Raw genomic sequence first — 14,200 nt, forward strand, 5'->3', positions numbered from 1 at the left:
GTCGTTTCAGTGGTGGGGTTCGAGCAGCGAGGGCGCAGCGCCCAGCAGCGTTCTGGTGTAGTCGTCTGAGGGCGCCTCGAACACGCGGGCCGCATCGCCGAACTCGACGACCCGCCCCCTGTTCATCACGGCGATCTCGTCGGAGAGATAGCGGACGGTCTGGATGTCGTGGGAGATGAAGACCATGCCGAGGCCGAGCTGATCCTTCAGGTCGGTCAGCAGGTTGAGGATCTGCGCGCGCACCGAGACGTCCAGCGCCGAGGTGGGCTCGTCGGCGACGATCACCTGCGGGTCGAGCACGAGCGCCCTGGCGATCGCGACGCGTTGACGCTGCCCTCCGGAGAGCTGGCTGGGGAGCGCGTCCAGTGCCGATGCCGGCAGACCGACGAGACCGATCAGATCGCGCACCTTGCGGTTCCGTGATGCGGGGCTGCCGAGTCGATGCACCTGCAGCGGATCGAGGAGCGCGTCGCGCACCGTCATCCGCGCGTTCAAGGCGGTCGCCGGGTCCTGGAAGACGACCGAGAGGATGCGGCCGAGTCGTTTGCGCACGGCCGGGGTGAACGAGCGCACCGGCTCGCCACCGAAGACGACCTGCCCGCTGGTGGGCTTCTCGAGTCCGATCAGCACCTTGGCCGATGTCGACTTACCCGAACCGGATTCACCGACGATGCCGAGCGTCTGCCCTCGTTTCACGGTGAGCGAGACGCCGGCGAGCGCATCCACGTACTGGGGCCGCAGGAGCGAGGACGCCCGGGTCTTGTAGCGGACGTGCACGTCCTTCAGCTCGATGACGGGTTCGCTCATCGTCCTGCTCCGATCGCCTCGACGGGCGCATCGTCGGGATGCGCGGAGTAATAGTGCTCGGTGCCTTCGATGCGCCGCCGCACCGGGGTGACCCCCGCGTAGCGCACGGGGTCGCTGGAGCGCGGCGCGAAGCGGTCTCCCGTCGGGAAGTCGCGCGGCGACGGCACGACTCCCGAGACCTGATGCAGCCGATCGGATCCGGCCTCGATCGAGAGCACCGCCCCGAGGAGTCCCTGCGTGTACTCGTGCACGGGCTGGGTCAGCACCTCTCGGGTCGTCCCCTGCTCCACGACCTGACCCGCGTACATGACCGTGATCCGATGGGTGAGCTCTGCGACCAGTGCGAGATCGTGCGAGACGAACAGGAGCGCGAAACCGAGCTCTTTCTGCAGACGCAGGAGCAGTTCGACGACCTGCGCCTGCACCGTGACATCGAGGGCGGTGGTCGGCTCGTCGGCGATCACCAGTCGCGGGTCCCGGGTGAGGGCCATCGCGATCAGCACGCGCTGCCGCTGCCCTCCCGACAGCTCGTGAGGATACGAGGCGAGCGTGCGGTCGGGGTCGAGCCCCACCAGCTCCAGCAGCTCTCTCGCGGTGCGGGTGCCGCCGCGCGAGGTGAGCTGCTTCATCTGCGAACGGATGAGCATCGCCGGGTTGAGGGAGCTCAGCGCATCCTGGTAGACCATCGCGATGTCGTGTCCGCGCAGCGCGTTGCGCTCCTTCGGCGCCATCTGCAGCAGGTCCTCGCCGTCGAACAGGATGCGCCCGCGGATGTCGGCCTTCGGGTCGAGCAGGCCCATGATCGCCAGCGAGGTGATCGACTTGCCGCAGCCCGACTCCCCCACCAGCGACATGGTCTCGCCGGGGCGCACCGTGAAGCTGACGTGGTCGACCACGTCGACATCACCATGGCGCGGGAACGAGATGCACAGGTCCTGCACGTCGAGAAGCGGCCTCTCCTCACCTGCATAGACGAGACGGTCGGTGCGCGAGAGCTCGCGCTCGCGCAGTTCGGCGAGTCGCTCGCCCAGGGGCACGGCCTCGGCGCGCGGCACCAGGGTGTCGGGCACACCGCTCGGCACGGAGAGGTTCACCGCCGTGTCGACCGTGGGGATCGCATGCGTGTCGTCCGGCGTCGCTGCGACTTCGAGCTCGTGCGTGGACTCCTCGGTGTTCGCGGCGTCCGCGGTGATCTTGCGGGCTCGCGGAGACACCATCGCATCGGTCATCCCCTCGGACAGGATGTTGAGGCACAGCACCGTGAGCATGATGAGGATGCCGGGGAAGAACGTCGCCCACCACGCCCCGCTCATCAGCAGGTTGCGGCCGGCGGCGATCACGTTTCCCCAGGACGGTTCGGGGTCGGGGACCCCGGCCTGCAGGAACGACAGTGAGGCCTCGAAGACGATGGCGTCGGCGACGAGCACGGTCGCGAAGACCAGGACCGGGGCCATCGCGTTGCGCGCCACGTGGCGGACGATGATGCGTGGAGTTCCCGAACCCATCACGCGCACGGCCGAGACATAGTCCTCCCCGTACTGGTCGAGGATGTTCGCGCGGACGATGCGGGTGAGCTGGGGCACGTAGAGGAACGCGATCGTAAGCACGAGCACGGGGAGGGATTTGCCGAACACCGCGACGAAGACGGCGGCGAGTGCGATGCCGGGGAACGACATGACGACGTCCATGACTCTCATGAGCGTCTCGGAGATCCACTTCGGCGCGGTGGCCGCGATGGTCCCGAGCACACAGGCGGCGAGCAGCGCGACCAGTGTCGCACCGATGCCGATCACAAGCGAGTAGCGGGCGCCGTATACCAGGCGGGAGAAGATGTCGCGGCCCTGGCGATCGGTGCCGAACCAGTGCTCCGCGCTCGGCGGCTGCACGGGCGTGCCGGACGCCAGCGGGTCGAACGGAGCGATGAGCGGCGCGAAGATCGCCGCCAGGCCGATGATCGCCAGCACGGCGATGCAGATGATCGAGCCGAGGGACAGCCGGCCCCAGCGGAGACCGGGGACGGAGAGCCGTTCCGTGAGTTTGCGTCGCATGTCACACCGCCCGGATTCGAGGATTGATGAGCACGTACAAGAGGTCGACGATGATGTTGATCACGACGAAGGCGAGTGCCACGGCGAGCGTCACGCCCTGCACGAGGTTGGGTTCGTTGTTGGTGACGCCGTTGAGGATGAGCGTTCCCATCCCGGGGATGGCGAAGATGATCTCGATCACGACCGCGCCACCGAGCAGGTAGCCGATCCGCAGCCCGAGCACCGTGACGGGGGTGATCAGGGCATTGCGCAGCACATTGCGCCCGACGACGATCACGCGCGGGATGCCGGCTCCGAGAGCGGTGCGGACGTAGTCGCGGTCGAGTTCCTCGACCATCGAGGTGCGCACGACCCGGGACAGCTGTCCGATCACGGGCACGGCGAGCGCGATGGCGGGGAGGGTCATGCGGGCGAGCCAGCCGGAGGGGTCGGTCCAGAAGTCGGGGAGCGGGCCGGAGGCGGGGAGCAGGTTCAGCCCGAGGGTGAAGACCTGGATGAGCAGAATGGCGAGCCAGAACGACGGCGTGGAGAGCGCGGCGACGCCGAAGACGCGGATCACCTGGTCAGGCCAGCGATCGCGGTACACCGCGGCCAGGACGCCGATCACGAAGGCCACGATCACAGCGATGAGCAGACCGAGGAAGGTGAGTGCCAAGGTGACCGGAAAGGCGCGGGCGACCTCGTCGATCACGGGGAGACTGCGCGCGGAGTAGGTGCCGAGGTCGCCCTGCACCAGCCCGAAGAGGAAGTTCACGTAGCGGACGAACAGAGGAAGGTTGAGCCCGTGATCCTCGCGGTAGGCCTCGAGCGCCTCGGGTGACGCCGTCTCGCCGAGCGCGGTGCGCGCGGGGTCGACGGGAGAGAACGACATCACGAAGAACACGAGGAACGTGATGCCGAGGATCATCAGCGGCAGCTGCAGCAGTCGCCGGCCGATGAGGCGGAGCGTGTTGGACACGTGCCGCTCCTTCCGGGTGGGTGGGGGCGGGGGTGCGCCCTCGGGTGGGTGCACCCCCGCCGGGGTGGGGTGCTACTTCGCCGCCACGCCGACGTCGAGGAACGACAGTCCGGTGGTGGGGACGGGCTGGAATCCGACCAGCTCCTGGCCGCTCCACGCGGTCGGCAGCTTGCGGTGGAACAGCGGGTAGAGCACGGCCTGGTCGGAGAGCAGGTCGAACGCCTGGTCCCAGGTCTTCTGCTGCTCCTCGCCCTCCTGCTGGACGGCGGTGTCGAGGAGCGTGCGCAGTTCGGCGTACTCCGGAGAATCCGCCCAGTTCGTGCGGGTCTGGGTCCAGACGTTCTCGCCGTACCACCAGTTCATGAGCAGGTCGGGGTCGACGCCGAAGACCGAGGGGTCACCGGGGGCGACGGCGACCGTGTAGTCACCGGAGTCGACCTTCTCGTACATCGAGGCGGACTGCCCGATGTCGAGCGTGGTGTCGATGCCGACCGCGTCGAGGGACTCCTTGATCAGCGGGGCGACCTCCTTGACCCAGCCGGTGTCGGTGGTGAGCAGAGTGATCGACAGGTCGGAGACGCCGGCATCCGCGAGCAGCTCCTTCGCCTTCTCGGGGTCGTAGGTGTAAACCGTGGACGCCTCGTTGTAGTTCGGGTAGGTCTCGGGAAGGAACGAGGTGGCGGGCGTGGCGTTGCCGAGCATGCCCGTGCCGATGATCTTGTCCATGTCGAGGGCATAGTGCAGCGCCTGACGCACGCGGACGTCGTCGAACGGAGCCGCCTTGGTGTTGAACATCATGAACAGCAGGCCGAACGACTGCACGCTCTCGACGTCCGCCGCCGAGGCGAGAGTGTCGACGTCGATGTAGGGCACGTCCTCGATCGCCTGCACGGTGCCGGTCGACATCGCCGTGACGCGGGCGGAGGCGTCGGCGAGCAGGTTCCAGTTCATACCGGCGGCGAGCGCGGGGCGCGGCCCGTTGTAGTCGTCGTAGCGCTCGAAGACGAGCTTGTCCTCGGGGACCGCAGAGACCAGTGAGTACGGGCCGGAGCCGACCGGGTTGGCGGCGAAGCCCTCGGGATCGGCCTCGACGACCGACTTCGGGACGATCTTGACGACACCGAGGCGGTCGTTGATGAGCGAGAACGGGTAGTCCGTGGTGATCCGCACGGTGTCTTCATCGACCGCGGTGACGGTGTCGATGAAGTCGACGAACGACAGGAAGAGCGAGTTGTTGTTCGGGTCGAGTACGCGGTCGTAGCTGAAGACGACGTCGTCCGCTGTCACCGGGTCACCGTTCTGGAACGTCGCGCCTTCGCGAAGGTCGACCTCATACGTCGTGTCGTCGATCTTCGTGGGGAGGTCGACCGCGAGAGCCGGCGCCGCCTTCTGGGTGACGGGGTCGAGGTCGACCAGTCCTTCGAAGATGTGCCAGTTCGCCGAGACCGTGACGGCGCCGGATGCGACCATCGGGTCGAAGCTGCCGTTCAAGGTGTACGAGATGCCGGCCTCGATGATGCCGTCGGGATCGATCTCGCTCGCGGCCGCGCTCTCGTCGGGGGTGCTGGTGGTGCCCGCGCCGCAGCCGGCGAGGGCGACGGACGCGGCGACTGTGCCGGCGACCGCCATCGCGAATCGACCCGCGCGGCGGCGGGTGATGTGTCGGTTCATGTGTGCTCCAGGGTGGTGGGGGGAACATCTTGAGGACATCTGATGTCTGATGTACTCTAAACACAGGTTCGATCAGATCACAAGAGTGAGATGATCGGATCGTTTCTGCCAGGCACGAGAGGGAGCCCCATGAAGTCCACCACGAGTAGGGCGTCACGCATGCGGCGCTCGACGACGGCGGATCAGATCAAGCAGCTCATCCTGACCCGCGGACTCACGCCGGGCGACCCGCTGCCGACAGAGGCGGAGCTCTGCGAAGAACTCGATGTCTCGCGATCATCCGTGCGCGAGGCGATCCGCACTCTCTCCACGCTCGACATCGTCGATGTGCGTCACGGTCACGGCACCTACGTCGGCCCGATGTCGCTGGACCCGATGGTCGAAGCGCTGGTGTTCCGCGGGGTGCTGTCGCCGGAAGGATCACTGCAGGCGCTGCGCGAGGTCGTGGAGGTGCGTCTGGCGCTGGATCTGTCGATGGCTGAGCGCGTGGTGGCCGCCTCCCAGGAGGAGCCCGATCCCGAGCTCGACGCCCTCGTCGCCGACATGGTCGACAAGGCCGAGCGCGGGGAGCACTTCCTCGAGGAGGACAGGGCGTTCCACACCCGCCTCTTCGGCGCGATCGGCAACCGCCTGGTCGGTCAGCTGGTCGGCGCCTTCTGGGATGTGCACACGGCCGTGCTCCCCCAGCTGGGCATCGCGCAGCCCGACGACATCCACAAGACGGCGAAGGCGCACGGCGACATGCTCGAAGCCGCACGCTCGGGCGACGTCGAGCGCTACCGCCGGGCCGTCATCGAGCACTACAAGCCGCTGCAGCGCGTGCTCGCGAGCGCGGCGGAGGAGTCCCAGAGCTGAGCCCGCTGAGCGGAGCCCCTCCGACTCGATAGAGTTGCCTCCGCACTGCACACCTGCCGAGGGGAACCGCCCATGTCCGTTGGACTGCTCGCCGTCGTCGATGACATCCTGAGCGCTGCGATGAAGGCGTCGGCGAAGGCGGCCGGCGTCGTGATCGATGACGCCGCGGTCACCCCGCAGTACGTGCAGGGCCTCACACCGGCCAGGGAGCTGCCCGTCGTAGGCAAGATCGCTCTGGGGTCGCTTGCGAACAAGTTCCTGATCATCATCCCGGCCGCCCTGCTGCTCACCGCGTTCGCGCCCTGGGTGCTGCCGTATCTGCTGATCCTGGGTGGTGCGTACCTCTGCTTCGAGGGCGCGGAGAAGGTGCTGGAGTGGTTCGGCGTGCAGCACGGCCACGCCGACGAAGGCGCGCGCGATGAGAAGAAGCTCGTGCTGGGTGCGGTGCGCACCGACCTGATCCTCTCGACCGAGATCATGCTGATCTCGCTGGCGAGCCTGGACAAGGGCCTCGACATCTGGGCGACCCTGGCGATCCTCGCCGTGATCGCGCTTCTGATGACGGGCGTCGTCTACGGCGCCGTCGCGCTGCTGGTGAAGATCGATGACATCGGCCTGAAGATGGCGAAGAACCCGGTGCAGCGCGTGCGTCACACCGGCACCAGGATCGTGCGGTCCATGCCCGCGGTTTTCCGGTTCATCAGCATCCTCGGCACGGTCGCGATGCTGTGGGTCGGTGGCCACCTGGTGCTCGTCAACCTCGGCGAGGTGGGCTGGCATTTCCCGGTCGACATGCTGCACGCCGTGGAGCACGCGCTCCACGGCCTCGGTCCGGTCGTGGTCTGGATCGTGGACACGATCATCTCCGCGATCGCCGGTCTTCTTCTGGGACTGGTCATCGTCGGGATCGTGCTGGGCATCGCGCGGCTGTTCGGCAAGACGCCCAGCTTCCACGAGGGCGAGGAATCCCCCGCCGACGTGCACGTCTGAATCCGAGCCCGAGCCTGAGCCTGGCCGTCTCGTCGCTATCCACCGCGCGGGGGATGTGGCCTGTCGTCCGCTCCGGTTTGATCGGAGCATGAGCACCGATCACGCCACGCAGTTGCGTCGGACCCGGCGCCTGATCTCCGCCACCGCCATCGTGGGGATCGGTGCGGCCGCGGTCTGGTTCGTCTTCGCCGCCATCGACGAGTCCGGGGGCCAACTCACTGCTGCCGGAGCCACGGCTGCGGGGCTGGGCACCGCCTGGTCAGCGGGTTTCGCCACCATCACCTCCCGACTGAGATCCATCGAGACCGCCTCGACCTCGGCGCGCTGAGTCCACCGGCGAGCGCGACGAAGGTGTCTGTCCGAGGAGACGGCACCCTCACGCCGCGATGTCGTACCGGGCTCTGCCGCCGAGTCTCGGTCTGCGCTCGGGGTCGACGTTCGGCGGCGGGATGAGCCACACCCGCGCGGCGAAGCCGCACCCCTCGATCCTGATCTCCCACTCGTTGTCGTGGATGCGGTGATGACAGCTGTCGCAGAGCAGCACGCCGTTGTCGAGATCGGTCGATCCGCCATCACGTTGCCACCAGCGCAGATGATGCGCCTTGGTCAGTTGCGGGGGCAGCCCGCACATGACACAGCCGCCGTCACGCTCCACGAGCGCGAGCCTCTGCGCACGGGTGAACAACCGCTTCTCGCGCCCCCAGTCGAGGATCTCGCCTTCACCGCCGAGCACGACGGGGATGATGCCACCGCCCGCCGCCATCCGACGACATGCAGCGATGCTGACCGGCTCGTCAAGGCCGTCGACCGTCGCGAACCCGGCGCCGGTCGTCAGGTCGCCGAGCCCCACACGGACGACGACGGTCGCCCCGGACACCGGCAGCCCGCCGTTGTCGCATCCGCTCGCATGCGCGCAGATCTCTGTGAGCGCGTCGGCCTGGATCATTCCGACCGTGCGACGGTCGGCATCGGGCGCCTCGGGGTCGAGCGCGTGCGCCCGCGTCTGGAACGTCGCCGTGACGTAGGCCTGGATCGCCGCCTTCACGGGTGCCCCGGAGGCGATGTCGGTCTGCAGGGTGAGGTGCAGCGACCCGTCGCGCTCGAACATGGTCAGCGAGCGCCGCGACCTGGCCTCTTCTTCGCGCGGTGCCACACCGTCGGGGTCGAGCCAGGCTTCGGCATGCGCGACGAGCTTGCGCACATCATCGAGCGAGAGCCCCTCGGCACGCTCGACGAGCAGACGCTCGGCCTCGACGATGCGGTCGACGCCGACCTTGAGTCGCGCCCGATCGAGCAGGGTCACGATCAGCGCCGCGGATGCCGCACCGAGCACGCCGGCACCGATCGCCCGCTGCACCTCGGGATACCGCGGCGGAAGGGGCTCGCCGATCAGGTTCGCCCGAGGCGCGGTCGCCTCCCCCACCTTCACGAGCCGCACCGCGTCGCCTGTCGATCCGCCGGTCGTTGCGGCGATCATGGTCGCCGGGCTGCGGAAGCCCTGCTGCTTCGCGAGACCCGCAGCTCCCAGTTCGGGACGCGATTCCCGGGCGATGCTCGCCGCGATCTCGGCGTGGACGCCGTCGAGTCGACGCTGCACCAGCCCCAACGCCCGGTGCGCCTCGAGCAGCTCCGCTCGGGTCAGGTTGCTCGCGTTCGTCGCATCGCCCCACGCGTCTTCGAGGCACTTCACTGCCTCGAGGACGGGGTTCAGATGCGGGTTTGCCATGCCTCCAGTTTAGAACATATATTCGAAGATTCAGAAGGGTTGTGGATAACTCGGGCATCGCGGATGCCGTAATCTCATCGCCATGCCCACGTCCCCGCCCTCGCCGAAGCCGCACAGCACGAAGCGCGACGCCGACCGCTGGTTCCGCGAACAGGGCCTTCCGACGTTCGTGCCGCTGCGGCGCTGGTTCACCGACCTTCCGCGACGAGTCGCGCCGCTGATCGCGTGGGTCGCCGTGGCGGCCTATCTCTTCCAGGACGGGATCGAGGTCGTGTTCGACTTCGCCCTCGACGACTCGGCCGAGGAGGCCGCCTTCGTCGTGGTCGTCGCCGTCGTGCTCTTCACGCTCTCGGCAGGGCTCGCCTGGGCCGCCTACTTCCTGGTGCGCGCCGTGCTGCGTCGTCTCCCGATGGGCATCGGCACGGCAGTCGCACTCCTGCTGATCGCCGCCTGCCTCGCCTTCACGATCAGCTACGGCTACAGCGTCCAGCCGGATGCGACCGTCGGTCCGGTGCTGCGGACGATCCTCGTCCTCGCTCTCTGCATCCTGGTCACCGGCATGGGCGGTGGCGCGATGATCTCCTGGGCCTCGCGCCTCGCGGTGCGCAACGCCTCGGCGATCGGACACATGGCCTCGATCGCTCTCCCGGTCATCCTGATGCTGGTCGTGTTCTCCTTCTTCTCGGCCGAGGTGTGGCAGATGGCCTCCGCCCTGTCCTGGGGATCGATCGCCCTGCTCGGCCTCGTCGTCGCCGTGCTCGCCGGCATCGTCGTGCTGCGGGTCAGCGCGTCCGAGATCGACGACGACGCGCAGGCGCCCACAGCGGAACAGCGAAGCGCACTGCTGCTCGGCACCCCCGCCGAAGGGCGCCGCCTCGTGCCCGGCGCTCCGGGTCGACTGCGCGCACCGCAGCGCATCAACATCCTGCTCGCCATGACCGTCGCGCAGCTGGTGCAGGCGCTGTTCTTCGCGGGTCTCCTCGCGGCGCTGCTGATCGTGATCGGCGGCATCGCGGTCCCCACGGGGGTCGTCGGCATCTGGCTCGGCCCCGGCAGCGCCGCGCAGCCGCTCGCCGTCCAGCCTCTGGAGTTCTTCGGAGCGAAGCTGCCGCTCACCGTGAACCTGCTCAAGGCGGCCACCCTGCTCTCGGTGATCGCGGCCCTGCCGTTCGTGTTCTCCGCCGTGAGCGAGGCCCGCTATCGGGAGCGCTTCTTCGACCCGATCATGGTCGACATGAGGCGCGCGATCCTCGTGCGCGAGGCCGTGAGCGCGAGGCCCGTGGGCTGAGCTGCGTAACTGTTCGGTTGCTTCCCCCCGGACACCGGTTCCTCCTGCTAGCGTCGGCGATGCGCACCCGAGCGCCGACGAAGCACGCGCACCCGAAGCGCTGAAGAAGAGAGACCGCCCGCCGATGACAGCCGTGCGAATCAGGGATGCCGAGACCGCCGATCTCGAGACGATCACCGCGATCCACAACCATGCCGTGCTGCACACCACCGCGATCTGGAACGAGGAGGCGGTCGACCTCGCCGACCGCGTCGCCTGGCTCGCCGATCGCACCACCCGCGGCTACCCGGTCATCGTCGCGGTCGACGACACCGGCGTGCTGGGCTACGCGTCATACGCGCAGTGGCGTCCCCACAGCGGCTACCGACTCACGGTCGAGCACTCGGTCTACGTTCTCGGCGGTCAGCACGGTCGCGGCATCGGCACGGCCCTGATGGCCGCGCTCGTCGAGCGCGCCACCGCCGCGGGGATGCACGTGATGATCGCGGGGATCGAGAGCGGGAACGCCGCCTCCATCGCCCTGCACGAGCGCCTGGGCTTCGTCGAGGTCGGACGCATGCCGCAGGTGGGCACCAAGTTCGGGCGCTGGCTCGATCTGAGCATGCTGCAGCTGGTGCTCGACGACCGCGTCGAGCCCGACGCCGGTTCCTGACGATGAACCTGCTCGAGTGGTTCGTCGACGCCTTCAACTCACAGTGGATGCTGCCCGGCGGGCAGACGCTCCTGGTGCGCGAGGTCGTGGGCAACGCGTTCGGTCTCGCGAGTGCGCTCGGCGGCATGCGTCGCAAGGTGTGGGCGTGGCCGGTCGGCATCATCGGCAACCTGCTGCTGCTCACGGTGTTCCTGGGCTCCGCACTCAGCCCCGATCCGTCACTCCCGCATCTGCTGGGTCAGGCCGGGCGGCAGATCATGTTCATCGCCGTGGCGATCTACGGCTGGATCCGCTGGCGGAATCTCGACGGCGGACGTGTGGTGCCGCGCTGGGCACCGACGAGCGCGCGCATCGGCATGGTGCTGGTGATGGTCGTCGGCACCGTGGCCCTCACGCCGCTGTTCCGTCTGCTGGGGTCGTGGGAGCCGGTCTGGGCCGATGCCTGGACATTCGTCGGGTCGCTGCTCGCCACCTACGGCATGGCCAAGGGCTGGACCGAGTTCTGGCTGGTCTGGATCGCTGTCGACGTGGTCGGGGTGCCCCTGCTGTTCAGCTCGGGCTACTACGCGACGGGCTTCATGTACGTGTTCTACGGCGTCTTCACCGCGATCGGCTTCGTGATCTGGTGGCGGGCTCAGCGCACCGCCGCGCATCCGATCGAGATCCTGCCGCCCGACCCGAGTCCTCGACGGCCGGAGGACGAGCTCGCCTGAGTGCTTCGTCGAGCACCTCGACTCAGTGCTGCACGCGTGCCAGGAACTCCGCGGTGGCGGCGTGCTGCGGGGCGTCGAACACCTGAGAGGGCGGGCCCTGCTCGACGACGACGCCGTGCTCGAGGAACACGATGCGGTCGGCGACCTCGCGGGCGAACGACATCTCGTGGGTCGCCATCACGATCGTGGCGCCCTGCTGCTTCAGCTGCCGCACCAGGTCGAGCACCTCGCCGACCAGTTGCGGGTCGAGCGCGCTGGTGATCTCGTCGAGCAGCAGCACCTCGGGCTGCGTGAGGACGGCGCGCACGATCGCCACGCGCTGCTGCTGTCCGCCCGAGAGCCGGTCAGGATACTCGTCGGCCTTGGCGCCGAGCCCGAGAGTATCGAGCAGCTCGCGCGCCTTGGCCCGCGCCTCCGTCTTGCGCATGCCGTGCACGCGCACCGCCGCGAGCGTGACGTTGTCGAGCACGGTGAGGTGCGGGAACAGGTTGAAGTGCTGGAAAACGACACCGATCCGCGCCCGCACGGCATCGGCGTCGACCCGCGGGTCGGTGATGTCTTCGCCGGACAGGAAGATCTGTCCGTCGTCGATGCCCTCGATGAGGTTCATGGTCTTGAGCAGCGTCGACTTGCCGGAGCCCGAGGCGCCGATCAGCACGACGACCTCGTGTGTGCCGACCGAGAGGTCGATGCCGCGCAGCACGTCGTGGTCGCCGAAGCGCTTGCGCACGCCCCTGGCCTCGATCACGGGGACGCTCATACGACTCCTCCGGCCTGCTCGCGCTTGTTCAGACGCGCCGTGACGACATCGGTAAGGCGGATCATCGGCCAGCTGAGCACGATGAACATGAGACCGGCGACGACGTAGGGCGTGAAGTTGTAGGTCTCGGCGACCATCAGCTGAGCTGCGCGCACCGCATCGACCGCCCCGAGCACCGAGATCAGGCCGACATCCTTCTGCATCGACACGAAGTCGTTCATGAGGGCGGGGACGACCTTGCGCACACCCTGCGGGATCACGACGATCCGCAGGGTCTGGCCGTGAGTGAGGCCGAGCGAGCGCGCCGCGATGCGCTGCGAGGGGTGCACTGCCTCCATGCCCGCACGGAGCACCTCGGCGACATAGGCCGAGTAGGTCAGGACCAGCGCGATCGTGCCCCAGAACATCGGGGGCATGCGCGGGAAGATCCCCAGCGCGGGGATGCCGAAGCCGACGAGGTAGAGAACGATCAGCAGCGGGATGCCGCGGAAGAAGTCGGTGTAGGCCGCGGCGAGCGCGCGCAGCGGGAAGAACACCGGGCCGCGCAGCGAACGCATGGTGGCCAGGAGCGTGCCGAGGATCGCGACGCAGACCACGGCGATGACGAGCACCAGCAGGTTGACGAGCAGGCCCTGGAAGACCGGTCCGATGCTCTGGAGTGCGACCTGCGGGTCGAAGAACGTCTGGCTGACGATCGCCCAACCTGGGGTGTTGACGACGACCACGATCAGCACCGCCAACAGCGCGATGCTGCTGCCGAACGCGATCAGGACGGATCGGGTGGTCGCCCGACGCCGCAGAGCGCGGCGTGACAGCTCGAGCTCGCTCGGCTGCCACTCCGCGTCGACGGAGGTCGAGGTCATTTCAGGACGGGGACGTCGACCGCGTCGCTGAGCCACTTCTGCTGCAGCTCGTCGAGCGTGCCGTTGTCGCGCAGGGCGTCGACCGCCTTGGTGACATCGGCCGTGAGGGCTGAGCCCTTGGGCAGCACGATGCCGAAGTCGTCTCCGCCGTTCGCGTCGGCGAACTGTCCGGTGACCACGCCATCGTCGAGCTGGGCGCCGACGACGTAGAAGGCGCCGGGGAGGTCGGTGATCATGGCGTCGATCTGACCGCCCTTGAGTGCGAGCACGACGTCGTCGACCGAGTTGAAGACGTTGAGGTCGGCCTCGCCGAGCTGAGCCTTGGCGACCGTGTAGCTGGTGGTGCCGCTGGCGACGCCGACCTTGGTGGCCTTGAGCTCGTCGATGGTCGTCGCCGACGCCGCGGGCGAGCCGCCGACCGCGACGACGGCCTGCGTGGTCGTGTAATACGGCGACGAGAAGTCGACGGCCTTCTTGCGGTCGTCGGTGATGGAGAACTGCTGCAGGTTGATGTCCCAGTCCTTGGGGCCGGGCGCGATGGCGCCGTCGAAGGTGGTGCGCACCCAGACGATGTCGTCGGCCGTGTAGCCGAGCTGCTCGGCGACGGCGTTGGCGACCGCACCCTCGAAGCCCTCGCCGTTGGAGGGGTCGTCGTCGACGAACCACGGCTCGTAGTTGGGCTCACCCGTGGCGATGGTGAGCTTGCCCTCGGTCACGGTCGGAAGTCCCGAGCCATCTCCGCTGCCGGAGTCGGTCGACGGCGTGCTGCACGCGGAGAGGGTGAGGGCGATGGCGGCGGCCGCAGCGGCGACGACCGTCGCGCGGCGGAGAGAGGGGGCGAAGGGCACGATGACTCCAGGGCGAGGAAG

Annotated in this window: 14 protein-coding genes; 6 read left to right on the plus strand and 8 right to left on the minus strand. The window is 68.2% G+C overall.

The features are described from left to right. Positions 1-6: 6 nt before the first annotated feature. From ACP699_RS10790 to ACP699_RS10805, 4 genes are all read right to left on the minus strand, one after another. Positions 7-807, minus strand: coding sequence for an ABC transporter ATP-binding protein (locus ACP699_RS10790; RefSeq protein ID WP_210699290.1), 801 nt, complete (start codon positions 805-807; stop codon positions 7-9). Beyond that, complete coding sequence (locus tag ACP699_RS10795; protein ID WP_426171060.1) at positions 804-2,855, minus strand: dipeptide/oligopeptide/nickel ABC transporter permease/ATP-binding protein; 2,052 nt, start codon at positions 2,853-2,855, stop codon at positions 804-806. Before ACP699_RS10795 ends, ACP699_RS10790 begins: the two co-directional genes overlap by 4 nt. A 1-nt stretch (position 2,856) precedes the next feature. Then, positions 2,857-3,813: an ABC transporter permease gene (locus tag ACP699_RS10800; protein ID WP_426171062.1), complete on the minus strand. Its 957-nt coding sequence runs from the start codon at positions 3,811-3,813 to the stop codon at positions 2,857-2,859. A gap of 72 nt (positions 3,814-3,885) precedes the next feature. Then, complete coding sequence (locus ACP699_RS10805; protein WP_426171064.1) at positions 3,886-5,484, minus strand: ABC transporter substrate-binding protein; 1,599 nt, start codon at positions 5,482-5,484, stop codon at positions 3,886-3,888. A gap of 129 nt (positions 5,485-5,613) precedes the next feature. Here ACP699_RS10805 and ACP699_RS10810 point away from each other — a divergent pair, with 129 nt between their 5' ends. From ACP699_RS10810 to ACP699_RS10820, 3 genes are all read left to right on the plus strand, one after another. After that, a complete protein-coding gene (locus ACP699_RS10810) occupies positions 5,614-6,339 on the plus strand; it encodes a FadR/GntR family transcriptional regulator (protein WP_246877832.1) in 726 nt (241 codons plus the stop codon). A gap of 72 nt (positions 6,340-6,411) precedes the next feature. Then, the gene (locus tag ACP699_RS10815; protein WP_426171066.1) at positions 6,412-7,329 is read left to right on the plus strand and encodes a DUF808 domain-containing protein; all 918 of its coding nucleotides are present in this window, start codon (positions 6,412-6,414) and stop codon (positions 7,327-7,329) included. 88 nt (positions 7,330-7,417) lie between these two features. Next, entirely contained in the window at positions 7,418-7,657 is a 240-nt protein-coding gene (locus ACP699_RS10820; RefSeq protein WP_055871270.1) for a hypothetical protein, read from the plus strand. Between the two features lie 48 nt (positions 7,658-7,705). Here ACP699_RS10820 and ACP699_RS10825 read toward each other — a convergent pair whose 3' ends face one another. Beyond that, positions 7,706-9,055, minus strand: a complete 1,350-nt coding sequence (locus tag ACP699_RS10825) for a DUF222 domain-containing protein (protein ID WP_426171069.1) — start codon at positions 9,053-9,055, stop codon at positions 7,706-7,708. Positions 9,056-9,137: 82 nt separating this feature from the next. On the opposite strand from ACP699_RS10825, the gene ACP699_RS10830 reads away from it, so the two are divergent. From ACP699_RS10830 to pnuC, 3 genes are all read left to right on the plus strand, one after another. Continuing rightward, the gene (locus ACP699_RS10830; protein WP_055871275.1) at positions 9,138-10,343 is read left to right on the plus strand and encodes a hypothetical protein; all 1,206 of its coding nucleotides are present in this window, start codon (positions 9,138-9,140) and stop codon (positions 10,341-10,343) included. A 124-nt stretch (positions 10,344-10,467) separates the two neighbouring features. Then, entirely contained in the window at positions 10,468-10,995 is a 528-nt protein-coding gene (locus ACP699_RS10835) for a GNAT family N-acetyltransferase (protein WP_055871278.1), read from the plus strand. Between the two features lie 2 nt (positions 10,996-10,997). Next, the gene (gene pnuC / locus ACP699_RS10840; protein ID WP_055871280.1) at positions 10,998-11,708 is read left to right on the plus strand and encodes a nicotinamide riboside transporter PnuC; all 711 of its coding nucleotides are present in this window, start codon (positions 10,998-11,000) and stop codon (positions 11,706-11,708) included. 22 nt (positions 11,709-11,730) lie between these two features. On the opposite strand, the gene ACP699_RS10845 is transcribed toward pnuC, so the two are convergent. The 3 genes from ACP699_RS10845 to ACP699_RS10855 are packed head-to-tail and all read right to left on the minus strand — an operon-like array spanning position 11,731 to position 14,179. Further along, positions 11,731-12,468, minus strand: a complete 738-nt coding sequence (locus ACP699_RS10845; RefSeq protein ID WP_055871285.1) for an amino acid ABC transporter ATP-binding protein — start codon at positions 12,466-12,468, stop codon at positions 11,731-11,733. Further along, positions 12,465-13,331, minus strand: a complete 867-nt coding sequence (locus tag ACP699_RS10850) for an amino acid ABC transporter permease (protein WP_426171073.1) — start codon at positions 13,329-13,331, stop codon at positions 12,465-12,467. Before ACP699_RS10850 ends, ACP699_RS10845 begins: the two co-directional genes overlap by 4 nt. After that, positions 13,328-14,179 carry an ABC transporter substrate-binding protein gene (locus ACP699_RS10855; RefSeq protein WP_055871287.1) on the minus strand — a complete coding sequence of 284 codons (852 nt, stop codon included), beginning with the start codon at positions 14,177-14,179 and terminating at the stop codon, positions 13,328-13,330. Before ACP699_RS10855 ends, ACP699_RS10850 begins: the two co-directional genes overlap by 4 nt. Positions 14,180-14,200 lie beyond the last annotated feature (21 nt).

This window comes from Microbacterium sp. DWRC1-3, from assembly GCF_049896645.1.
GTDB lineage: Bacteria > Actinomycetota > Actinomycetes > Actinomycetales > Microbacteriaceae > Microbacterium > Microbacterium maritypicum.

Bases quoted from the DNA above. Each gene is read 5' to 3' on its own strand.
- ACP699_RS10790 (WP_210699290.1), bottom strand. From the start codon at position 807: ATGAGCGAACCCGTCATCGAGCTGAAGGACGTGCACGTCCGCTACAAG.
- ACP699_RS10795 (WP_426171060.1), bottom strand. From the start codon at position 2,855: ATGCGACGCAAACTCACGGAACGGCTCTCCGTCCCCGGTCTCCGCTGG.
- ACP699_RS10805 (WP_426171064.1), bottom strand. From the start codon at position 5,484: ATGAACCGACACATCACCCGCCGCCGCGCGGGTCGATTCGCGATGGCG.
- ACP699_RS10810 (WP_246877832.1), top strand. From the start codon at position 5,614: ATGAAGTCCACCACGAGTAGGGCGTCACGCATGCGGCGCTCGACGACG.
- ACP699_RS10815 (WP_426171066.1), top strand. From the start codon at position 6,412: ATGTCCGTTGGACTGCTCGCCGTCGTCGATGACATCCTGAGCGCTGCG.
- ACP699_RS10820 (WP_055871270.1), top strand. From the start codon at position 7,418: ATGAGCACCGATCACGCCACGCAGTTGCGTCGGACCCGGCGCCTGATC.
- ACP699_RS10825 (WP_426171069.1), bottom strand. From the start codon at position 9,055: ATGGCAAACCCGCATCTGAACCCCGTCCTCGAGGCAGTGAAGTGCCTC.
- ACP699_RS10830 (WP_055871275.1), top strand. From the start codon at position 9,138: ATGCCCACGTCCCCGCCCTCGCCGAAGCCGCACAGCACGAAGCGCGAC.
- ACP699_RS10835 (WP_055871278.1), top strand. From the start codon at position 10,468: ATGACAGCCGTGCGAATCAGGGATGCCGAGACCGCCGATCTCGAGACG.
- pnuC (WP_055871280.1), top strand. From the start codon at position 10,998: ATGAACCTGCTCGAGTGGTTCGTCGACGCCTTCAACTCACAGTGGATG.
- ACP699_RS10845 (WP_055871285.1), bottom strand. From the start codon at position 12,468: ATGAGCGTCCCCGTGATCGAGGCCAGGGGCGTGCGCAAGCGCTTCGGC.
- ACP699_RS10850 (WP_426171073.1), bottom strand. From the start codon at position 13,331: ATGACCTCGACCTCCGTCGACGCGGAGTGGCAGCCGAGCGAGCTCGAG.